A 22,042-nucleotide genomic window follows, 5' to 3' on the forward strand; every position below is an offset into this window, starting at 1 on the left:
GGTCGCCTGCGCCATCACTGCGGGCAACACGGATAATCTGGGCCCGAGCGATAGAAAAACTTGGGCCTCCACGCCGCATGCCCCTCGCACCACCCCGCCCTCGCCTGCCCCCGCACACAGCCGTTCGCGCCTTCGAGGCTGCGGCACGCCACGGCAGCTTTGCGCGTGCGGCCGAAGAGCTGTTCGTCACGCCGGCCGCCGTCGCGCAGCAGATCAAGGCGCTGGAGACCTGGGCCGGCGGTGCGCTGTTCGAACGCCACAGCCAGGGCATCCGCCTCAGCGCGCACGGACGGCGCGCACTGCCCGCCCTCAGCGCCGCGGTCGACCAGCTCGGCCTCGCGGTGCAGGCGCTGCGGCACGAGACGCAGACTGCCGCGCGCCGCAGCACGCTGCAGGTCGCGGCCCTGCCGGCGATGGCGCAGCTGTGGCTGTCGCCGCGGCTTTCGCGGCTGAAGGCGGCGCTGCCCGGCGTGCAGGTGTCCGTGACGGCGCTCGAGCAGCCGCCGAACTTCCGGCGCGAACCCTTCGACCTCGGCCTCTTCTATGCACGCGCCGGCGATCGCATCGAAACCGCCGTCGGCGCGCAAGGCATGGCGCTCGCGCGCGACCGGCTCGTGCCGGTGTGCAGCCCGCGCCTCCAGCAGACGCTGCCAAGCGGGCGCCCGCGCGCGCTCGACGACCTGGTCGATGTACTGGCCCGCTGCGGCGGACTGCACGACACCGTGTGGCACGACGACTGGGCGCGCTGGCTGCAGGCCGTGCGTCCCGGTATCAACGCAGCCGAGGCCGATGCGCTGGCCGCCGGCCCGGACTTCTCGCTTTACAGCCTCGCGCTGCAGGCGGCGCTCGACGGCGAAGGCGTGCTGATGGGCCGCGAGCAGCTGGTGGCGCCGCTGCTCGCGCAAGGCAGGCTGCATGCGCCCTGGGGACGCCCGAAGACATTGGGCGACACGCTCATGCTGCTGGTGCCCGCGCACCGCAGGGGGCTGCTGCTGGCACAGCAGGTGCAGGCGTTGCAGACCCTGGCCGACTGAGATCGATCACCGGCCACGAAGTGCCGCGCAGCCTGGGGGCGAGCCGACTACACCACGCGTTCGGCAATCAACACTGCGAAGAAGCCGAAGGCCGCAAGCAGCGTCCACTTGAGCACGATCCAGCCGAAGCGCCGGTACTTGGCCTGGCCCGTGCCCGCATAGAACGCGAACGACACGCCCGCCACCAGCAGAAGCAGCAGGATGGCCCAGCGGAAGAGAAGCATTGCGAACGCGGCCTACCAGGCCCGCGCCACTTCGCCGAAGCCGCGCGGTGCGCGCTTTTCGTCTTCGAAGGTGACGACCTCGTAGGCGTCGCTGTGGGCCAGCAGTTCGCGCAGCAGCTTGTTGTTGAGCGCATGGCCCGAGCGGAACGCGGTGTAGGCCGCGAGCAGCGGCTTGCCGATGATGTAGAGGTCGCCCATGGCGTCGAGGATCTTGTGCTTCACGAACTCGTCGTCGTAGCGCAGGCCCCCGGCATTGAGCACCTTGGTGTCGTCCATCACGATGGCGTTGTCCAGGCCGCCGCCGAGCGCCAGGCCCTTGCTGCGCATGTACTCGACTTCCTTGGTGAAGCCGAAGGTGCGCGCGCGTGCGATGTCGCGGCTGTAGGAGTCGGTGCCGAGGTCGAACTCCACGCGCTGGCCGGTGGAATTGACCACGCGGTGGTCGAAGTCGATCTCGAAGCTCAGCTTGTAGCCGTGGTAGGGCTCCAGGCTCGCCCACTTCTCGTTGGCGCCCTCGCCCTCGCGCACCTCGACCTTGCGCGTCACGCGGATGAAGCGGCGCGGCGCCTTCTGCAGCTCGATGCCCGCGCTTTGCAGCAGGAACACGAAGGACGAGGCCGACCCGTCGAGGATCGGCACTTCGTCGGCCGTGATGTCGATGTAGAGGTTGTCGATCCCGAGGCCGGCGCAGGCCGACATCAGGTGCTCGACCGTCTGCACCTTGGCGCCGCCGGTCGAGACGGTGGAGGCCAGGCGCGTGTCGGTCACCGCTTCGGCGGTCATGCGGATGTCGACCGGCTCGGGCAGGTCGACACGCCGGAACACGATGCCGGTGTCCACCGGAGCGGGGCGCAGCGTGAGTTCCACGCGCTGGCCGCTGTGAAGCCCCACGCCCACGGCGCGGCTGATCGACTTGAGGGTTCGTTGTTGCAGCACGCCGAAGATTTTAGGCGCGCGGCGCCCGTGCCGCCCTATTCCCCTCGCTATGGCAGCGATAGACATGGGTTCTATGCCCACCGACCGGCGATGGACGCAAAGGGCACGAAGCGGACGCAGCGCCTAGAGCCGGCAGAAGTCCCTTTCAGGTCTTCCCCGTACCCCTTGCGAACCTTCGTGCCCTCTGCGTTCGGTTGCCTTGCCGTCAATCGGCTTGACGGCGCAGGAATGCCGGGATCTCGAAATCGTCCATGCCGCCCGACGACAGCGCGTCCACCTTGGCCGCGGCCATGGTGCGGTTCGTGCGCCACACGCTGGGAACGGCCATGCCGTCGTAGTTCGGCTGGTTGCCGCCGCCGTGGCCGGCGTGGCCCGCATGGCCGGCGCCGAGCGTGGGCACGTTGAACGGGATGTTGTCGGTGCCGGTGCGGATCACTTCGAGCGTCGGTGCCTGGCGGCGCGCATCGGCGCGCGACAGGCCGGTGGCGACCACCGTCACGCGCATCTGGTCGCCCAGGCTCTCGTCGTAGGCCGCGCCATAGATCACGTGCGCATCGGGCGAGGCGTAGGCGCGGATGGTGTTCATCGCGAGCTTCGACTCGTTGAGCTTCAGCGAGCCCTTCGATGCGGTCACCAGCACCAGCACGCCCTTGGCGCCCGAGAGGTCGATGCCTTCGAGCAGCGGGCAGGCCACGGCCTGCTCGGCGGCAATGCGCGCGCGGTCCGGGCCGGCAGCAGCGGCCGTGCCCATCATGGCCTTGCCGGGCTCGCCCATCACGGTGCGCACGTCTTCGAAGTCGACGTTCACGCCGCCGTACTCGTTGATGATTTCCGAGATGCCGCCCACCGCGTTCTTGAGCACGTCGTTGGCATGCGCGAAGGCTTCGTCCTGGGTGATGTCCTCGCCCAGCACGTCGAGCAGCTTCTCGTTGAGCACCACGATCAGCGAGTCGACGTTGGCCTCGAGCTCGGCCAGGCCGGCGTCGGCATTGGTCATGCGGCGGCCGCCTTCCCAGTCGAAGGGCTTGGTCACCACGCCCACGGTGAGGATGCCCATTTCCTTGGCCACGCGCGCGATCACCGGTGCGGCGCCGGTACCGGTGCCGCCGCCCATGCCGGCCGTGATGAACAGCATGTGCGCGCCGTCGATGGCGGCGCGGATGTCGTCCACCGCGGCTTCGGCCGCGTCACGGCCCTTGTCGGGCTTGCTGCCCGCGCCCAGGCCGCTGGTGCCCAGCTGGATGATCTTGTGCGCGTTGCTGCGCTGGAGCGCCTGCGCGTCGGTGTTGGCGCAGACGAACTGCACGCCCTGCACGCCGCGCTCCATCATGTGCGCGACGGCATTGCCGCCGCCGCCGCCGACGCCGATCACCTTGATCTGGGTGCCTTGGTTGAATTCTTCGACTTCGATCATTTCGATGGTCATTTCTAACTCCTTGAATTTGCAGTTGCCGTTGTGTATCTATGAATTTTTCTGGTGTCTTGACGAGTTCAACGAAGCTGTCGTCGCGGCGGTGGACCCGTGCGCCGCCATCGCTCGTTGAAATGCAAGGGCGGACCGCCGCGTGCGAGCCAGAGTGGGGAGTGGTTCATGGTCAGAAGTTCCCCACGATGAAGTCCTTGAAACGCCCGAACGCAGTCTTTACGGATCCGTTCTTCTGCGCGACCTTGAAGCCGCGCATGCGTGCGAAGCGTGCTTCCTCGAGCAGGCCCATCACGGTGGCGGCGCGCGGCTGCGCCACCATGTCGGAGAGCGCGCTCGAATACTTCGGAATGCCGCGCCGCACCGGCTTCAGGAAGATGTCCTCGCCGAGCTCGACCATACCGGGCATCACCGCGCTGCCGCCCGTGAGCACCACGCCCGAGGACAGCACCTCTTCGTAGCCCGACTCGCGCACCACCTGCTGCACCAGCGAGAAGATCTCCTCGATGCGCGGCTCGATCACGCCGGCCAGCGCCTGCTTGCTCAGCATGCGCGGACCGCGGTCGCCCAGGCCCGGCACTTCCACCTGCGTGTCGGGGTCGGCCAGCAGCTGCTTGGCATAGCCGTTTTCGACCTTGATGTCTTCCGCGTCCTTGGTGGGCGTGCGCAGCGCCATCGCGATGTCGCTGGTGATCAGGTCGCCCGCGATCGGGATCACCGCCGTGTGGCGGATCGCGCCGTTGGTGAAGATGGCCACGTCGGTGGTGCCCGCGCCGATGTCCACCAGCACCACGCCGAGCTCGCGCTCGTCCTCGGTCAGCACCGCCTGGCTGGAGGCCAGCGGATTGAGCATCAGCTGGTCGACCTCGAGGCCGCAGCGGCGCACGCACTTGATGATGTTCTCGGCCGCGCTCTGCGCGCCGGTCACGATGTGCACCTTGGCCTCGAGCCGCATGCCGCTCATGCCGATCGGCTCCTTCACGTCCTGCCCGTCGATCACGAATTCCTGCGGCTCCACCAGCAGCAGGCGCTGGTCGCTCGAGATGTTGATGGCGCGCGCAGTTTCCACCACGCGGGCCACGTCGGCGGGCGTGACCTCCTTGTCCTTCACCGCCACCATGCCGCTCGAATTGATGCCGCGGATGTGGCTGCCGGTGATGCCGGTGTAGACGCGGCTGATCTTGCAGTCGGCCATCAGCTCGGCCTCCTTCAAGGCCTGCTGGATGCTCTGCACCGTGGCGTCGATGTTCACCACCACGCCTCGCTTGAGGCCGTTGCTCGGCGCGATGCCGAGCCCCGCCAGCTTGAGTTCGCCGCCGGGCAGCACCTCGGCGACGACCACCATCACCTTGGCGGTTCCGATGTCGAGTCCGACAACCAGGTCTTTGTATTCTTTGGGCATTGAATGTCCTCGGTATTCGCTATCTATTTCTTCTTCGTCTTGGGGTCGGCAACGACCGTGGTGACACCGCGAAGACGCAGCGCATAGGCGTCGTTGTGCCGCAGGTCGGCCCCCTCGACGTCCGCCGCGGTGCGGCGGTACTGGCCCGCGACCTGGGTCACGGTCTTCAGGAAACGCTGCGTGCGGGCCGTCACCTCCTCGGCCTGGCCGCGGCCCAGCTCGATCTCGGCGCCGGTGTCCAGCACCGCCTTCCAGCTGCCCCGGCTCGACAGCGTGAGTTCTTCCACGCTGAAGTCGTAGGGCGGGAACAGCGGCGCAATCACGCGGTACATGCCAAGCACCTGCCCGGCCTGCTCGATGGGACCGTCGAGCCGCGGCAGCCGGTCGTCCACCTCGGCCACGTTGGCTTCGAACACCTCGCCAAAGCCGTTGATCAGCTTCGAGCCGGCCTCGTCGCCCCAGTTGGCCACCGGCACCTGCTCGGTCAGCGTCACGCGCAGCTTGTTCGGGAACTCGCGCCGCACCACCGCCTTGCGCACCCAGGGCACCGACTCGAAAGCGGTTCTCGCACGCGCCAGGTCGACGGTGAAGAAGTTGCCCGCGAGTTGCGGCGCGACGTTGGCGCGCAGCGTCACGGCGTTGTTGTGCGTCACGTCGCCATCGACCTTGATGCCGCCGATCGGAAAGAACGGCTGGCGCAGCACCCACCATGCGCCCGCCGCCAGCAGCATGAGCGCCACCACCACGAACGCCAGGTTCGAGACGATGTTCATGAGCTTGACGTCGAACGGAACAGGGATGCTGTCGGCCATGGCTATTGCGCTCCCCCCGCGGCATCCAGCGAAGCCGAGGCCAGCACGCGCAGGCACAAGTCTTCGTAGGCGATGCCCGATGCGCGCGCCGACATGGGCACCAGCGAATGGCTGGTCATGCCGGGCGAGGTGTTCATCTCGAGCAGGAAAGGCTTGCGGTCGCTCGCGCGGATCATCACGTCGGCGCGGCCCCAGCCGCGGCAGCCGAGTGTGTGGTACGCGGCCAGCGTGATGCGCTGGATCTCGTGCTCCTCGGCTTCGGGCAGGCCGCTCGGGCAGTGGTACTTCACGTCGTCGGTGAAGTACTTGTTCTGGTAGTCGTAGGCGCCTTCGGGCGCGGCAATGCGCACCACGGGCAGCGCACGGGCGTCGAGGCCGCTGCCGAGCACGGCGCAGGTCACTTCCTCGCCTTCGATGAACTCCTCGCACAGCACGTCGGCGTCGTACTTCGCCGACAGCGCCACGGCATCCTGCATCTGCGAGTAGCCCTCAACCTTGGTCACGCCGATCGACGAGCCCTCGCGCGGCGGCTTCACGATGAGCGGCAGCCCGAGCACGTCGGGCACGGCGCGGATCTGCTCGCGGCTTTGCTGGTCGAAAGCCAGGCGCACGTACCTGGGCGTCGGCAGCCCGTCGGCCTGCCAGATGCGCTTGGTCATGACCTTGTCCATGGCCACGCTCGAAGCCATCACGCCCGAGCCGGTATAGGGAATACCGAGCAGCTCGAGCGCGCCCTGCACCGTGCCGTCCTCGCCGTGCCGGCCGTGCAGCGCGATGAAGCAGCGCGCGAAACCCTCGCGCCGCAGCTCGACCAGGTCGCGCTCGGCGGGATCGAAGGCATGCGCATCGACACCGCGCGAGCGCAGCGCCCCGAGCACGCCATTGCCGGAAAGGAGCGAGATTTCGCGCTCGGCGGAGCTTCCGCCGAACAGCACGGCCACCTTGCCGAATTGCTTTGGATCCTGAAGGCTCATGCTGCCTCCCCCTTGCGCCTGCTGCGCGTTGTTGGCGGCAGCGATGCCGCGGCTGCGATTTCAACCACCTTGCCCGGCACGGCGCCAATGGAGCCCGCACCCATGCAAAGCACCACGTCGCCGGCGCGCGCGTTGTCCAGGATGGCCTGCGGCATGGCGCCGATGTCGTCGACGAACACCGGCTCCACCTTGCCGGCCACGCGCAGGGCGCGCGCCAGCGTGCGGCCGTCCGCTGCCACGATGGGCGGCTCGCCCGCGGCATAGACCTCGCCCAGCAGCACCGCGTCGGCATTGCCGATGACCTTGACGAAGTCCTCGAAGCAGTCGCGCGTGCGGGTGTAGCGGTGCGGCTGGAAGGCCAGCACCAGCCGGCGCCCCGGGAACGCGCCGCGCGCGGCGGCAATGGTCGCGGCCATCTCGACCGGGTGATGGCCGTAGTCGTCGATCACCGTGAAGCTGCCGGCCGGCTCGCCCTGCGCGGCCACCTCGCCATAGCTCTGGAAGCGGCGGCCCACGCCCTTGAAGCCGGCCAGTCCGCGCTGCACCGCTTCGTCGGGAATGCCGAGCTCCACCGCCACCGCGATCACCGAAAGCGCGTTGCGCACGTTGTGCTCGCCCGGCAGGTTCAGCACGATCGGCAGGTCGGGCAGCGTGACGCCGTTGCGCCGCTGGGCCGTGAAATGCATCTGGCCGCCCACCGCGCGCACGTCGATCGCGCGCACCTGGGCTTCCTCGCCGAAGCCGTAGCTCGTCACCGGGCAGGTGACTTCGGCCACGATGTCGCGCACCGCCGGATCGTCGGTGCACAGGATGGCCACGCCATAGAACGGCATGCGGTGCAGGAAATCGACAAAAGCCTTCTTGAGCCTTGCGAAGTCGTGCCCGTAGGTTTCCATGTGGTCGGCATCGATGTTCGTGACCACTGCCATCACGGGCAGCAGGTTCAGGAACGAGGCGTCCGACTCGTCGGCTTCCACCACGATGTAGTCGCCGCTGCCGAGCTGCGCGTTGGCGCCGGCGCTGTTCAGGCGCCCGCCGATCACGAAGGTGGGATCGAGCCCGGCCGCATCGAGCACGCTCGCCACCAGGCTGGTGGTGGTGGTCTTGCCGTGCGTGCCCGCGATCGCGATGCCCTGCTTGAGCCGCATCAGTTCGGCCAGCATCAGCGCACGCGGCACCACGGGAATGCGCTTCTCGCGCGCGGCCAGCACCTCGGGGTTGTCCGACTGCACCGCGGTGGAAGTGACGACCGCATCCGCGCCGTCGATGTGCGCAGCGGCATGGCCCACGAAGGTGCCGATGCCCAGGCCCGCGAGCCGGCGCAGGGTGGCGCTGTCGGCCAGGTCGGAGCCGGTGATGCGGTAGCCCAGGTTGAACAGCACCTCGGCGATGCCGCTCATGCCCGAGCCGCCGATGCCCACGAAATGGATGTGACGGATCGCGTGCTTCATCTGGCAAGCTCCTCGCAGGCGCGGACGACGGCCTCGACGGCTTCGGTCTTCTGCATGGTTTTGGCCCTGGTGGCCTTGTCGATCAGCGCGGTGCGCTCGGTTTTCTGTAGCAAATCAGCCAGCAATTCAGGAGTGAGGTCGGCCTGCTGCACCAGCCATCCGCCGCCCGCGTCGACGAGGAAGCGCGCGTTGGTGGTCTGGTGGTCGTCGACCGCCGAGGGAAAAGGCACGAACAGCGCTGCTGCGCCGACGGCCGCGATTTCTGTCACGGTGCTGGCCCCGGCGCGCGCGACGATGATGTCGGCGTCGGCATAGGCCTGCGCGGTGTCTTCGATGAAGGGCGTGAGTTCGCCCTCCACGCCGGCTGCCGCATAGTTGGCGCGCAGCTCGTCGATCTGTTTGGCGCCGCTCTGGTGCAGCACCCGCGGGCGCGCGGCCGGCGCGATGCGCGCCAGCGCCTGCGGCACCACGGCGTTGAGCGCCTTGGCCCCCAGGCTGCCGCCCACCACCAGGAGCCGCAGCGGTCCGCTGCGGCCTGCGAAGCGCACGGCCGGCTCGGGTTGCGAGGTGAACGCCGCGCGCAGCGGGTTGCCCACCCACTGCGCCTTCTTCAGCACGTTGGGGAAGGCCGTGAACACGCGGTCGGCCACACCCGCCAGCACCTTGTTGGCAAGGCCGGCCACCGAGTTCTGCTCATGCAGCACCAGCGGCTTGTTGAGCAGCACGCTCATCATTCCGCCCGGAAAGGTGATGTAGCCGCCCAGGCCGACGACGACGTGGGGCTGCACGCGGCGCACCACGCCGATGCTCTGCCAGAACGCGCGCAGAAGCCGCAGCGGCAGCAGGAACAGCGTGAGCGGCCCCTTGCCGCGCACGCCGCCGAACTGCACCGGCTCGAAGGCAAAGCCGCGCGGCGGCACGAGCTTTTCTTCCATGCTGCCGGGCGCGCCCAGCCAGTGCACGCGCCAGCCGCGCTCGCGCAGCGCCTCGGCCACCGCGAGCCCCGGGAAGATGTGGCCGCCGGTGCCGCCGGCCATGACGAGTGCGGTGCGGCCGGTCATATGCGTCCCCCCCGCATCAACACGCGGTTCTCGTAGTCGATGCGCAGCACGACAGCGAGCGCCACCAGGTTCATCAGGATGGCCGAGCCGCCGAAGCTCATCAGCGGCAAGGTGAGCCCCTTGGTTGGCAGTGCGCCGAGGTTCACGCCCATGTTGATGAAGGCCTGGAAGCCGATCCACACGCCCACGCCCTGCGCCACGAGGCCCGAGAACACGCGGTCGAGCGCGATCGCCTGGCGGCCGATGTGCATGACGCGGCGCGTCAGCCAGAGGAACAGGCCGATGATCAGCAGCACGCCGACCAGGCCGAACTCCTCGCCGATCACCGCGAGCAGGAAGTCGGTGTGTGCCTCGGGCAGCCAGTGCAGCTTCTCGACGCTGCCGCCCAGGCCGACGCCGAAGACCTCGCCGCGGCCGATGGCGATCAGCGAGTGCGACAGCTGGTAGCCCTTGCCCAGCGCGTGCTCCTCGCTCCATGGATCGAGGTACGCGAAGATGCGCTCGCGGCGCCACGAGCTGGTGGCCACGATGGTGCCGAAGGCCACCACCACCAGCGCCGCGATCACGAAGAACATGCGCGCGTTCACGCCGCCCAGGAACAGGATGCCCATGGCAATCACGGCAATCACCATGAATGCACCCATGTCGGGTTCGGCCATCACCAGCATGCCGACCACCACCACCGCCACGCCCATCGGCAGCACGGCGCGGAAGAAGCGTTCCTTGATCTCCATCTTGCGCACCATGTAGCTGGCGGCATAGAGCACCATCGCGAGCTTGGCGAGCTCGGACGGCTGGAAGCGCATGAAGCCCAGCGGCAGCCAGCGCCGCGCGCCATTGACGTTGATGCCGATGTGCGGGATGAGCACCGCCACCAGCAGCAGCAGCGAGGCCACGAAGAGCCAGGGCGCGGCGCGCTCCCAGGTCTTCATGGGAATCTGGAAGGCCAGCAGCGCCGCGATGAACGCGAACACCACCGAGGCCGCGTGCCGCGTGAGGAAGAACGACGCGCTGTAGCCCGCACGCGCGAAGCGCGGGTTGTCCGGCAGCGCGATGGAGGCCGAATAGACCATCACCAGGCCCCAGGTGAGCAGCGCCACGGTGACCCAGACCAGCGCCTGGTCGAAGCCCAGCACGCGCATCGGCGCGGCCTTGGTCTGCGTGACGCCGGCGCCGCCCAGCCGCACCGGCAGGTGCACCGGCAGCGAGTCGATGCCGCTGCGCGCGCGCCGGAACCAGCCGCCGAACCGGCTGGTCTTTGCATTGGGCGTGGCGCCGGCGGCCGTGGTGTTCAAACCGGGTCTCCCGAAGAAAAGTCGGCATCGTTCGACGACGGGGCCGCCTCGCGCGGGTCGTCCGCAAGCGCCTGCACGGCCTCGCGGAACACGGCCGCGCGGTGCTCGTAGTCCTTGAACATGTCGAAGCTCGCACAGGCCGGTGACAGCAGCACGGCATCGCCGGGGTTGGCGCGCGCGGCGGCCAGCTTGACGGCCTCCTGCATCGAGCCCGCGTGCATCAGCGAAGCACCGGTGGCGGCCAGCGCCTGCTCGATCAGCGGCGCATCGCGGCCGATGAGCACCACGGCGCGCGCGTACTGCGCCACGGGCCCGGCCAGCGGTTCGAAGTCCTGGCCCTTGCCCTCGCCGCCGAGGATCACGACCACGCGCCGGTCTTCGCCCAGGCCGTTGAGCGCGGCGACCGTTGCACCGACGTTGGTGCCCTTGCTGTCGTCGAAGTACTCGACCTCGTCGACGATGGCGATCGGCTCCACGCGGTGCGGCTCGCCGCGGTATTCGCGCAGGCCATAAAGCATGGGGCCGAGCGGGCAGCCGGCGGCGCTGGCCAGCGCGAGCGCCGCCAGTGCGTTCATCGCGTTGTGGCGGCCGCGGATGCGCAGCACGTCGGCGGGCAGCAGGCGCTGCAGGAAGATTTCTTCCTCGACCACCGCGCCGCGCTTGCGCTTCTGCGTCTCGTCGGCTTCGAGTGCGCGCACCAGCCAGGCCATGCCGTTGACGCGTTCGATGCCGTAGTCGCCGGGGCGCTGCGGCATCGAGGCGCCGAAGGTGACATGGGCACGAACCTGCGGGCGCTGCAGCTTCACCTTGACGGGCGCAGGCAGCATGGCCATCACGCCGGGATCGTCGCGGTTGAGCACCATGAGCCCCTGCGTGCCGAAGATGCGCGCCTTGGCCGCGGCGTAATGCGGCATGTCGCCATGCCAGTCGAGATGGTCCTGCGTGAGGTTGAGCACCGTGGCGGCGGTCGGCTCGAAGCCCTGCACGCCGTCCAGCTGGAAGCTCGAGAGTTCGAGCACCCAGACGTCGGGCAGCGTCTCGGCATCGATGTGCGCGGCCAGGGTGTCGAGCAGCGTCGGCCCGATGTTGCCGGCCACGGCCACGCTCTTGCCCGCGCGCTCGACCAGCTGGCCGGTGAGCGCGGTGACGGTGGTCTTGCCGTTGGTGCCGGTGACGGCGAGCACCGCGGGCGTGTAGCCCTTGGGCGCCGGCGGCTCCTCGATCGGCACCAGCTTGAGCTGCGGCGTGTCTTCTTCCTCGACCGCGGCGGAGGCCGGGTTGGTGGCGGAGAGTTCGGCGATCTTCGCGACGAACTCGGCGGCCTCCCTGGCGGCCGTGGGGACGTAGGGCTGGCCGGGGGTCGGCAGGCGCGACACGGTGGCGGAGGCCGGTGCGGGTGCCGGCGCGGGGGCTTCTTGCGCCTCGGCTGCCGGCGCCTCTTCCTGCGCCGGCTGTTGCTCTTCTTCGGGCGGCGGCGCGGCGGGAACGCTCAGCGACGGGTCGCGCGGCATGGCTTCGGCCTGCGCGGTGGGCGGTGCGGGTTCGGCTTCTGCCGCATCGGCAGCGGGCTCTGCCGCTTCCGGCATCTCGGGCGTTGCCGGCTCTTGCGGTGCCGGGGCCGCCACAGCTTCCGCCGGTTCGCCAGCGAGTGGCAATTCGCCCTGCGCCTCGAGTTCTGCGACGGGCTCCGCCGGCACCTCCACCACAGGCTCGTCTTCCGGCACTTCAGCTGCCGCTTCGACCGCGGGCAGCTCGACGGTCCGCAGGTCCAGCAGCGCGCGTGCAAACAGATCCAGTTCGCCGCCGACCGCGAGCCCCACGGCCCGCGCCGCATCGACGACCGGTGCAATGGTCGCGGGGGACAGCCCCGGCGAGCGGTACACGGCACAGATCGGTGTGCCTTCGACCAGCGCGGCCGAGAACGGCCCGCCGATGAACGCGACCTCGGGCCATTCCGCCCGAAGCGTCGCAAGCAGCGCCGGCGCCTCCCGCGTATCGGCCACCGTGACGGCCGCGCCGTGGCGCGCGCACCAGCGCGCCATCGCCAGCCCGGACGCACCGAGGCCGAGGATCAATACGGGGAGGTCTTTCAGGTGCCGCATGTGATTTCTCTTCTTTTCACCGCAGCTTCAGCGTCGACAGGCCCACGAGGCACAGCAGCATCGTGATGATCCAGAAGCGCACCACGACCTGCGTCTCGCGCCATCCGCTCTTCTCGAAGTGGTGGTGCAGCGGCGCCATCTTGAGCACGCGGCGGCCCTCGCCGTAGCGCTTCTTGGTGTACTTGAAGTACATGACCTGCGCCATCACCGAGATCGCCTCGACCACGAAGATGCCGCCCATGATGAAGAACACAATCTCCTGGCGCACGATGACCGCGATGGTGCCCAGTGCGCCGCCGAGCGCCAGCGCGCCCACGTCGCCCATGAAGACCTGCGCCGGATGGGTGTTGAACCAGAGGAACGCGAGGCCCGCGCCGGCCATGGCCGAGCAGAACACCAGCAGCTCGCCCGAGCCCGGGATGTTGGGGAACAGCAGGTACTTGGAATACACCGCGCTGCCCGTGACGTAGGCGAACACGCCCAGCGCCGAGCCCACCATCACCACCGGCATGATCGCCAGGCCGTCCAGGCCGTCGGTCAGGTTGACCGCGTTGCTCGCGCCCACGATCACCAGATAGGTCAGGATCACGAAGCCGATGCCGCCGAGCGGATAGCTCACTTCCTTGAAGAAGGGCACCAGCAGGTTGATCTTGGGCGGAAAGTCGAGGTCGAAGCCCGACTGCACCCAGGCGAAGAACAGCTGCAGCACGCGCCAGTTCGAGCTCTCCGAGATGCTGAAGAGCAGGTAGAAGCCCGCGATCAGGCCGACCACCGACTGCCAGAAATACTTCTCGCGCGAACGCATGCCCTCCGGGTCCTTGCGCACCACCTTGCGCCAGTCGTCGACCCAGCCGATGGCGCCGAAGCCCAGCGTGACCCACAGCACGATCCAGACGAAGCGGTTGGAGGGGTCGAACCACATCAGCGTGGCGAAGGCGATGGCGAACAGCACCAGCACGCCGCCCATGGTGGGCGTGCCGCTCTTGGTCAGGTGCGTTTCCATGCCATAGCCGCGCACCGGCTGGCCGATCTTGAGCGCGGCCAGCCGGCGGATCACGTAGGGGCCGGCCACCAGGCCGACGACCAGCGCCGTCAGCGCAGCCATCAGCGCACGGAACGTGAGGTACTGGAAAACGCGCAGGAACCCGAACTCGGGCGAAAGTGTCTGCAGCCATTGGGCCAGGCTCATCAGCATGTGGTGTCGCGCGGCTCATGCGTCATGACCGGCCTCCTTTTGTTGTTGTCGTGATTGCTCGATCGCCTGCACCACGCGCTCCATCTTCATGAAGCGCGAGCCCTTGACGAGCACGCTCCCCACCTGGGGCAGCCGCGCCAGCACCGCGGCGACGAGCGCCTCGATATCCGGGAAGTGGCGGCCGTTGTCGCCGCCGTTGAAGGCCGCGATGCTGTGCGCGGTTTCGGCGCCGAGCGCATGCACGGCCTCGATGCCGCGCTGGCGCGCCCAGTCGCCGACCTCGGCATGGAACTCGGGCGCGCGGTTGCCGACCTCGCCCATGTCGCCGAGCACCAGCAGGCGCGGGCCGGGCAAGGCCGCAAGCACGTCGATGGCCGCGCGCACGGAATCGGGATTGGCGTTGTAGCTGTCGTCCACCAGCGTGAGCGAATGCCCGCCGGGCAGCACCACCGCGCTCGCCTTGGAGCGGCCCTTGACCGGTGCGAAGGCCGTGAGGCCGCGGGCAATGACTTCGGGCGGAATGCCGGCGGCGAGCGCGCACGCGGTGGCTGCCAGCGCATTGACGACGTTGTGCCGGCCCGCGATGTGCAGCTGCGCATCGAAGTCGCCCAGCGGCGTGCGGATGCGCGCTTGCCATGCGCCCTGCCGCCATTCGGCGGCCACCAGCGAGATGTCGGCGTCTTCCTGCTCGCCGAAGGTCATGCAGCGGCGCGTGGCGCCGTCGTGCGCCATGTCGTTCCACAGCGGCGTGAATTCGTCGCCGTGCGGGAACACCGCGGTGCCGTCCTCCGGCACGAAGGAAAACACCGCGCCGTTCTCGAGCGCCACGGCTTCCACGGTGGCCATGAACTCCAGGTGCTCGCGCTGCGCGTTGTTGACCAGCGCGACGGTCGGACGCGCGATGGCCGCCAGCCGTGCGATCTCGCCCGGATGGTTCATGCCCAGCTCGACCACCGCATGCTGGTGCTTCGCGCGCAGGCGCAGCAGCGTCAGCGGAACGCCGATCTCGTTGTTGAAATTGCCGGCCGTCGCGAGTGCGCGATCGCCCCTGAAGGCCACGAGCACGGCCGCGATCATCTGCGTGACGGTCGTCTTGCCGTTGCTGCCCGTCACGGCGATCAGCGGCAGATCGAACTGCGCGCGCCAGCCGGCGCCGAGCGCGCCGAGCGCGGCCAGCGAATCGGGCACCTCGAGGCCGGCCAGGCCGGCCGCCTCGAGGCCGCCGTGCGCAACGGCGGCGACGGCGCCACGCGCCTTGGCATCGGCCAGGAATTCGTTGGCGTCGAAGCGTTCGCCCTTGAGCGCCACGAACAAGTCGCCCTCGGCGAGCGTGCGGGTGTCGGTATGGACGCGGGCAATGGTGGTTGCCGGGTCGCCCACCAGGCGTGCGCCCGAAATCCATTGCTGCGCCTGGGCCAGCGTGAACATCATCGGCGAATGGCTCATGCGGCACCTCGCCGGGTGAGTGCATCGAGCGCATGGATGCGGTCCGAGAACGGAATGCGCTGGCCGGCGATTTCCTGCCAGGCTTCATGGCCCTTGCCGGCGAGCAGCACCACGTCCTGCGGTGCGGCCTGCGCAATGGCGTCGGCGATGGCGGCCGCGCGGTCAGGCTGCACCTGGGCCGCTTCGGGGCGCGCGAGGCCGAGCAGCACCTGGCTGATGATCGCGTCAGGGTTCTCGCTGCGCGGGTTGTCGCTGGTCACGATCACGCGGTCGGCCTGGCGCTCGGCCACCGCGGCCATCATCGGGCGCTTGATCGGGTCGCGGTCGCCGCCGCAGCCGAACACGCACCAGAGCGCGCCGCCGCGCTGCTGCGCGAGCGGGCGCAGGCCGGCCAGTGCCTTGTCGAGCGCGTCGGGCGTGTGGGCGTAGTCGACTACGGCCAGCGGCGCATTGGCAGCCGCGCCCACGCGCTCCATGCGGCCCGGCACGCTGGTGAGCCCGGCGCAGGCCGCCACGGCCTGCGCGAGCGACAGCCCCAGCGCCCGCAGCGTGCCGAGCACGCCCAGCAGGTTGGCCACGTTGTACTGGCCGATCAGGCCGGTCGACATGCGCTCCACGGCATCGCTGTCGTGTTCGGCCACCGAGAACCGCAGGCCCTGCGCGTCGTAGCCGACGTCGCGCGCCATGAGCCGCGCCGGCGCGCCGGCAGCCGAGACGGTCCAGACGTCGAGCGCGCCGATGCCGGCCTCGAGCAGGTTCGCGCACAGGCTGGCGCCGTGCACGTCGTCGATGTTGATCACCGCGGCGCGCAGGCCGGGCCAGCGGAACAGCTCGGCCTTGGCCTGCCAGTAGGCCTCCATGCTGCCGTGGTAATCGAGATGGTCCTGCGTGAAATTGGTGAACACCGCCACCGCGATGCGCGCGCCGTCGAGCCGGCGTTCGGCGATGCCGATCGACGAGGCTTCGATGGCGCAGGCGCCGAAGCCGCGCTCCACGAGCGCGCGCAGTTCGCGCTGCATCATCACCGGGTCGGGCGTGGTGAGGCCGGTGTAGACGAGCTCCGGCGGCACGCCGATGCCCAGCGTGCCCATCACCGCGCAGGGAGAAGGCACGCCGCGCTCGGCGCTGCCGTCGAGCCGCGGCGCGCGAACGCCGCCGGGCACGGCCAGCGCGGAGAGCGATTCGGCGAGCCACCATGCGGTGGAGGTCTTGCCATTGGTGCCGGTCACGGCCAGCACTTCGAGCGCGGCCGAGGGGTCGTCGTAGAAGGCCGATGCGATCGGACCGGTGGCGGCCTTGAGCCCCGGGTAGCTTGCGATGCGCTCGTCGCCATCGAAGCCGAAGGCCTCGACGCCCTGGTGCTCGACCAGGCAGGCCGCAGCGCCCTGCGCCAGTGCCGAAGCCACGTGCATGCGCCCGTCGGTGGCCGCGCCGGGCCAGGCGATGAAGCCGTCGCCCGCGCCCACCGGCCGGCTGTCCGCATGCAGCGCGCCCTGCACGCGCTCCTTGAGCCAGAGCGCGGCGAGCGAGGGGGAAGTGAGTGTCAGCATGCTCAGAAGCTCTCGTCGACGCCTTGCGTCACCACCAGCGGTTTGACCGCGAGGTCGGGCGGAACGTTCATCATGCGCAGGGTCTGCTGCACGACCTCGCTGAAAACGGGCGCGGCGGCCACGCCGCCGAAATACTGGCCATCGCTCGGCTCGTCGATCATCACGCCGACGATGATGCGCGGCTTTTCGATCGGTGCCATGCCGGTGAACCAGGCGCGATATTTGTTGCTCGCGTAACCTTTGCCAACCTGCTTGTGCGCGGTGCCCGACTTGCCGCCGACCGAGTAGCCGATGGTCTGCGCGCGCGTGCCGGTGCCGCCCGGGCCGGCCGCCATCTGCAGCATCTTGCGCACGGCCAGCGCGTTCGACGGCGAGAACACCCGCACGCCCACGGGTGACTCGGTGCTCTTGAGGATGGTGACCGGAATGATGGCCCCGTCATGCGCGAAGGCGGTGTACGAATGCGCCATCTGGAACAGCGACGCCGACAGGCCGTAGCCATAGGCCATGGTGGCCTGCTCGACCGGCTTCCAGGTCTTCCACGGGCGCAGGCGCCCCGTGACCGCGCCGGGGAACTGGATCTGCGGCTTCTGGCCGTAGCCGAGCGCCGTGTAGGTGTCCCACATCTCGTGCGGGGTCATCTTCTGGGCGATCTTGAGCGCGCCCACGTTGCTCGACTTCTGGATCACGCCCTCGACCGTGAGCGTGCCGTAGTTGTGCGTGTCGCTGATGGTGAAGCCGCCCAGCTGGAAGCGGCCGGGCGAGGTCTCGATCAGCGTGGAGGGCTTCACGCGGCCGGCCTCCAGCGCCATGGCCACGGTGATCGGCTTCATGGTCGAGCCGGGCTCGAAGGTGTCGGTAAGCGCGCGGTTGCGCAGCTGCTCGCCCGTGAGGTTCTGCCGCTTGTCGGGCACGTAGCTCGGATAGTTGGCCAGCGCCAGCACCTCGCCGGTGACCGCATCCAGCACCACCACGCTGCCGGCCTTGGCCTTGCGTGCCGTCACCGCGTCGCGCAGCTTCTGGTAGGCGAAGAACTGCACCTTGCTGTCGACGCTGAGCTGGATGTCCTTGCCGTCGACCGGCGGCACCTGCTCGCCCACGCCCTCGACCACGCGGCCCAGGCGGTCCTTGATGACGCGGCGCGAGCCGGCCTTGCCGGCCAGCTCCTTGTTGAAGGAAAGCTCGATGCCTTCCTGTCCGTTGTCCTCGACGTTGGTGAAGCCCACCACGTGCGCCGCGGCCTCGCCCTCGGGGTACTGGCGCTTGTATTCCTTGCGCTGGTAGATGCCCTTGAGGTTGAGCGCGGCAATCTGCTTGGCGATCGGCTCGTCGACCTGGCGCTTGATCCAGACAAAGGTCTTGTCCTCGTCCTCGAGCTTCTTGTCGAAGTCCTTCTGCGGCATCTCGAGCAGCTTGGCCACCTGCTTGAGCTTGGCCCGCACCTCGGGGTCGTCGCGCTCGATGTCTTCCGGAATGGCCCAGATGCTCGGCGCCACCACGCTGGACGCCAGGATGAGGCCGTTGCGGTCGAGGATGCGCCCGCGGTTGGCCGGCAGCTCGAGCGTGCGCGCAAAGCGCACTTCGCCCTGCCGCTGGAAGAAGCTGTTGTTGAACACCTGCACGTAGGCGGCCCGGCCCGCGAGCACCACGAAGCCGAAGGCGATGCCGGCGACGATGAACTTGCTGCGCCAGACCGGCGTCTTGCTCGCGAGCAAGGGACTGGTGGTGTAGCGGACGCTGCGACGGCTCATTGGTGCACCCTTGGCGCTGCGCGCCTTCCCGCCGAGCGGGAGCGAGCTTGCTTGGGACGGCCCGGCGCGGCGCTCATCGCTGGGTCCTCGCGACGGGTTTGGCCGCTGGCGTCGCAGGCGGCGCCGGCGGCGGCGCCACCACGGCCGGGATCACCGTGCCGTCGGGCCGCACGTACTGCGTGATGGCCGGCGTGGTGGTGCGCATCTGCAGCTGCTCCTTGGCCAGCTTCTCCACGCGCAATGGCGTGGCCTGCGCGCGCTTTTCCACCTGCAGCCGGTCGTGGTCGAGCTCGAGCCGCCGGGCCTCCTGCTGGGTGCGGTCGAGCTCGGTGTAGAGCTGGCGCGACAGGTACTGCGTGTGCACGAGGTAGAGCGCGGAGGCGACCACCGCGAGCAGCAGGAGCAGGTTGAGGCGGGCCATGTCAGACAGACTCGGCGGTGCGCTCGGCCACGCGCAGGATCGCGCTGCGCGAGCGCGGGTTGCCGCTCACCTCTTCGGCCGAGGGCTTGATGCGCTCGAGCGCGCGCAGCTTCATGGCCTTCGGGGCGGCGAACGGCGCGCGGCGGTCGTACACCTCCTTCGAGTGCCTGGCGATGAACTGCTTCACGATGCGGTCTTCCAGCGAATGGAAGCTGATCACCGCGAGCCGGCCTCCGGGTTGCAGCACGGAAAGGCTTGCCTCTAGCGCCTGTTGCAGCTCTTCAAGCTCGGCGTTGATGAAAATCCGAAAAGCCTGAAATGTGCGCGTTGCAGGGTTCTGGCCCGGCTCGCGGGTTTTGACCGCGCCAGCCACGAGCTCGGCCAGTTCGGTGGTGGTTGAAATTGCGCCCCGTTCTTGTCTGCGAGCAACAATCGCCTTTGCAATCTGAACAGCAAACCGTTCTTCGCCATAGTCACGGATCACCTCTGCAATCTGCTGAAGTTCGGCCGTTGCCAGCCAATCGGCCACGCTCTCGCCGCGCGTGGTATCCATGCGCATGTCGAGCGGACCGTCGAAACGAAAACTGAAACCGCGCACCGGGTTGTCGATTTGCGGCGAACTCACGCCCAGGTCCATCAGCACACCCGCCACGCTGGCATCGGGCAATTCGCCCAGCGAACGGAATCCCTGGTGCCGGATGGAAAAACGCGCATCCGAGATGCGCGCTGCTTCGGCCACCGCTTCCGCATCCTTGTCGAATGCGATCAGCCTGCCTTCCGGCGCCAGCCGCGCGAGGATTGCGCGCGCATGCCCTCCACGCCCGAAGGTCGCATCCACGTAGGTGCCGGTGGCTGCCGTGCTGCCGGAAAGAAGGGCTTCCACCGCTTCGTTCAGCAAGACGGTCGTATGGGTCCATGGAGTGTTCACGTCGGTCCTCAGAACGCGAAGTCCTGAAACACATCCGGCATCTCGCCCTGGGTGGCCTCGGCCTCCTTGGCCTCGTAGGTCGCCTTGTCCCAGAGCTCGAAGTGGTTGCCCATGCCCAGGAGCAGCGTGTCGCGCACGATGCCCGTGGCGGCACGCAGTTCGGGCGACACCAGGATGCGTCCGGTGCCGTCCATCTCCACGTCCATGGCGTTGCCGAGGAAGACGCGCTTCCACCACTGTGCCGACATCGGCAGCGCGGCGATGCGCTCCCTGAATTTCTCCCACTCGGGACGCGGGAACACCATGAGGCAGCCGTGCGGATGCTTGGTGATCGTGAGCTGGCCGCCCGCCGTGGCGCTCAGGACGTCGCGATGCCGGGTCGGCACGGAGAGCCGCCCCTTGGCATCCAGACTGAGCGATGAAGCGCCTTGAAACACGACCAGAACCCCTGTATTGGGAATGCCGCAGCACCCGAAAGAGGCACCACCCGCACTTTTTCCCACTTAACTGCACTTTTTTGCACTGTAGCAGGAAACACTTCAGACGCAACTGGCCGTTGGTGCTATTTTTTGTAATGGAATCAACGACTTAGCACCGATTTCCAAACCTGGAAATCGGCGAATTTCGTTGAGAATTAAGCACTTAGCTCACGCAGTGAATGTGATGCGTGAAGCGCAGCCGCCGTTACAGGGGCCGCAAAGCGGCTTCAGAGGATGAAGCGCGAAAGATCTTCGTCGTGACTTAGTGCCGCAAGGCGCTCGTCGACATAAGCGGCATCGATGCGGATGGTCTGCCCCTCGATGCGGGTCGCGTCGAAGCTTACCTCATCCAGCAGGCGCTCCATCACGGTCGACAGGCGGCGTGCGCCAATGTTCTCGGTGCGCTCGTTGACTTCGTACGCGATGGTGGCCAGGCGGTTCACGCCGTCGGGCGTGAATTCGAGCGTGACGCCCTCGGTGGCAAGCAGCGCCTGGTACTGCTTCACGAGCGAGGCGCGGGTCTGCGTGAGGATGCTCTCGAAATCGGACACCGAGAGCGACTGCAGTTCGACGCGGATCGGAAAGCGCCCCTGCAGCTCGGGGATCAGGTCGCTCGGCTTGCTCAGGTGGAAGGCGCCGCTCGCAATGAAGAGCATGTGGTCGGTACGCACCACGCCGTACTTGGTGCTCACGGCCGTGCCCTCGACCAGCGGCAGCAGGTCGCGCTGCACGCCCTGGCGCGACACGTCGGAGCCCTGGGCTTCGCTGCGCGTGGCGACCTTGTCGATCTCGTCGATGAAGACGATGCCGTTCTGCTCGGCGTTGGTGATGGCCTGGGTGCGGATCTCGTCCTCGTTGACGAGCTTGGCCGCTTCCTCGTCGATCAGCAGACGCATCGCCTCGGCGATCTTGAGCTTGCGCGTCTTGCGCTTGCCGCCGCCGAGCTGGCCGAACATGCCGCGCAGCTGCTCGGTCATTTCCTCCATGCCGGCCGGGCCCATGATCTCGAGCGGCGCGCGGGCTTCGGCCAGGTCGAGCTCGATTTCCTTGTCGTCGAGCTGGTGCTCGCGCAGCTTCTTGCGGAAGGCCTGCCGGGTGGGGTTGGGGCCGTCCAGCGCCGGCGTTGCGCCGTCGGCGCCGCGCGCGGGCGGCAGCAGCACGTCGAGGATGCGGTCTTCGGCGGCGTCCTCGGCACGGGCGCGCACCTTGGCGCTCTCGGCCTCGCGCGTCTGCTTGACGGCAATTTCGGCCAGGTCGCGAATGATCGAGTCGACGTCCTTGCCGACATAGCCCACCTCGGTGAACTTGGTGGCTTCCACCTTGATGAAGGGCGCATCCGCCAGGCGCGCAAGGCGGCGTGCGATCTCGGTCTTGCCCACGCCCGTGGGGCCGATCATGAGGATGTTCTTGGGCGTGATCTCGGTGCGCAGCTTCTCCTCGACCTGCTGGCGGCGCCAGCGGTTGCGCAGCGCAATGGCCACGGCGCGCTTGGCGGCGGGCTGGCCGACGATGTGGTTGTCGAGCTCGGAGACGATTTCCTGCGGGGTCATGGACATGG

19 protein-coding genes are annotated in these 22,042 nt (G+C 68.5%); 1 reads left to right on the forward strand and 18 read right to left on the reverse strand.

Going from position 1 to position 22,042, the window contains the following annotated elements; genetic code table 11:
* The first annotated feature begins 77 nt into the window (after window positions 1–77).
* Window positions 78–1,034 carry a LysR family transcriptional regulator gene (locus IB278_RS08180; protein ID WP_145740666.1) on the forward strand — a complete coding sequence of 319 codons (957 nt, stop codon included), beginning with the start codon at window positions 78–80 and terminating at the stop codon, window positions 1,032–1,034.
* A 47-nt stretch (window positions 1,035–1,081) separates the two neighbouring features.
* Here IB278_RS08180 and IB278_RS08185 read toward each other — a convergent pair whose 3' ends face one another.
* The 18 genes from IB278_RS08185 to hslU form a co-directional block, all read right to left on the reverse strand.
* Complete coding sequence (locus IB278_RS08185; RefSeq protein ID WP_012746075.1) at window positions 1,082–1,258, reverse strand: hypothetical protein; 177 nt, start codon at window positions 1,256–1,258, stop codon at window positions 1,082–1,084.
* Between the two features lie 12 nt (window positions 1,259–1,270).
* Window positions 1,271–2,194, reverse strand: a complete 924-nt coding sequence (gene lpxC, locus IB278_RS08190) for a UDP-3-O-acyl-N-acetylglucosamine deacetylase (RefSeq protein ID WP_012746074.1) — start codon at window positions 2,192–2,194, stop codon at window positions 1,271–1,273.
* A gap of 205 nt (window positions 2,195–2,399) precedes the next feature.
* Window positions 2,400–3,620: a cell division protein FtsZ gene (gene ftsZ, locus IB278_RS08195; protein WP_012746073.1), complete on the reverse strand. Its 1,221-nt coding sequence runs from the start codon at window positions 3,618–3,620 to the stop codon at window positions 2,400–2,402.
* Window positions 3,621–3,789: 169 nt separating this feature from the next.
* Window positions 3,790–5,019 carry a cell division protein FtsA gene (gene ftsA / locus IB278_RS08200; RefSeq protein WP_007832444.1) on the reverse strand — a complete coding sequence of 410 codons (1,230 nt, stop codon included), beginning with the start codon at window positions 5,017–5,019 and terminating at the stop codon, window positions 3,790–3,792.
* A 23-nt stretch (window positions 5,020–5,042) separates the two neighbouring features.
* A complete protein-coding gene (locus IB278_RS08205; protein WP_012746072.1) occupies window positions 5,043–5,831 on the reverse strand; it encodes a cell division protein FtsQ/DivIB in 789 nt (262 codons plus the stop codon).
* 2 nt (window positions 5,832–5,833) lie between these two features.
* Window positions 5,834–6,805 (reverse strand): D-alanine--D-alanine ligase, encoded by a 972-nt coding sequence (locus tag IB278_RS08210; protein ID WP_145740664.1) that lies wholly within the window; start codon window positions 6,803–6,805, stop codon window positions 5,834–5,836.
* Window positions 6,802–8,256, reverse strand: coding sequence for a UDP-N-acetylmuramate--L-alanine ligase (gene murC, locus IB278_RS08215; RefSeq protein ID WP_145740662.1), 1,455 nt, complete (start codon window positions 8,254–8,256; stop codon window positions 6,802–6,804). The genes IB278_RS08210 and murC overlap by 4 nt, the downstream gene beginning before the upstream one ends.
* A complete protein-coding gene (gene murG / locus IB278_RS08220; RefSeq protein ID WP_145740661.1) occupies window positions 8,253–9,317 on the reverse strand; it encodes an undecaprenyldiphospho-muramoylpentapeptide beta-N-acetylglucosaminyltransferase in 1,065 nt (354 codons plus the stop codon). Before murG ends, murC begins: the two co-directional genes overlap by 4 nt.
* Window positions 9,314–10,612 carry a putative lipid II flippase FtsW gene (gene ftsW / locus IB278_RS08225; protein WP_145740659.1) on the reverse strand — a complete coding sequence of 433 codons (1,299 nt, stop codon included), beginning with the start codon at window positions 10,610–10,612 and terminating at the stop codon, window positions 9,314–9,316. The genes murG and ftsW overlap by 4 nt, the downstream gene beginning before the upstream one ends.
* Complete coding sequence (murD, locus tag IB278_RS08230; protein ID WP_192323177.1) at window positions 10,609–12,714, reverse strand: UDP-N-acetylmuramoyl-L-alanine--D-glutamate ligase; 2,106 nt, start codon at window positions 12,712–12,714, stop codon at window positions 10,609–10,611. Before murD ends, ftsW begins: the two co-directional genes overlap by 4 nt.
* Window positions 12,715–12,730: 16 nt before the next feature.
* The gene (gene mraY, locus IB278_RS08235; RefSeq protein ID WP_145740656.1) at window positions 12,731–13,909 is read right to left on the reverse strand and encodes a phospho-N-acetylmuramoyl-pentapeptide-transferase; all 1,179 of its coding nucleotides are present in this window, start codon (window positions 13,907–13,909) and stop codon (window positions 12,731–12,733) included.
* Between the two features lie 15 nt (window positions 13,910–13,924).
* Window positions 13,925–15,355, reverse strand: a complete 1,431-nt coding sequence (locus IB278_RS08240) for a UDP-N-acetylmuramoyl-tripeptide--D-alanyl-D-alanine ligase (RefSeq protein ID WP_192323178.1) — start codon at window positions 15,353–15,355, stop codon at window positions 13,925–13,927.
* Window positions 15,352–16,905: a UDP-N-acetylmuramoyl-L-alanyl-D-glutamate--2,6-diaminopimelate ligase gene (locus IB278_RS08245; RefSeq protein WP_192323179.1), complete on the reverse strand. Its 1,554-nt coding sequence runs from the start codon at window positions 16,903–16,905 to the stop codon at window positions 15,352–15,354. The genes IB278_RS08240 and IB278_RS08245 overlap by 4 nt, the downstream gene beginning before the upstream one ends.
* A 2-nt stretch (window positions 16,906–16,907) precedes the next feature.
* Window positions 16,908–18,656: a peptidoglycan D,D-transpeptidase FtsI family protein gene (locus tag IB278_RS08250; protein ID WP_145740652.1), complete on the reverse strand. Its 1,749-nt coding sequence runs from the start codon at window positions 18,654–18,656 to the stop codon at window positions 16,908–16,910.
* Between the two features lie 73 nt (window positions 18,657–18,729).
* The gene (ftsL, locus tag IB278_RS08255; RefSeq protein WP_145740650.1) at window positions 18,730–19,077 is read right to left on the reverse strand and encodes a cell division protein FtsL; all 348 of its coding nucleotides are present in this window, start codon (window positions 19,075–19,077) and stop codon (window positions 18,730–18,732) included.
* 1 nt (window position 19,078) lies between these two features.
* Window positions 19,079–20,005, reverse strand: a complete 927-nt coding sequence (gene rsmH / locus IB278_RS08260) for a 16S rRNA (cytosine(1402)-N(4))-methyltransferase RsmH (RefSeq protein WP_192323180.1) — start codon at window positions 20,003–20,005, stop codon at window positions 19,079–19,081.
* A gap of 8 nt (window positions 20,006–20,013) precedes the next feature.
* The gene (gene mraZ, locus IB278_RS08265) at window positions 20,014–20,442 is read right to left on the reverse strand and encodes a division/cell wall cluster transcriptional repressor MraZ (RefSeq protein WP_012746060.1); all 429 of its coding nucleotides are present in this window, start codon (window positions 20,440–20,442) and stop codon (window positions 20,014–20,016) included.
* 269 nt (window positions 20,443–20,711) lie between these two features.
* Window positions 20,712–22,040 carry an ATP-dependent protease ATPase subunit HslU gene (hslU, locus tag IB278_RS08270; protein WP_192323181.1) on the reverse strand — a complete coding sequence of 443 codons (1,329 nt, stop codon included), beginning with the start codon at window positions 22,038–22,040 and terminating at the stop codon, window positions 20,712–20,714.
* Window positions 22,041–22,042 lie beyond the last annotated feature (2 nt).

This window comes from Variovorax sp. VRV01, assembly GCF_014852545.1.
GTDB lineage: Bacteria > Pseudomonadota > Gammaproteobacteria > Burkholderiales > Burkholderiaceae_C > Variovorax > Variovorax beijingensis_A.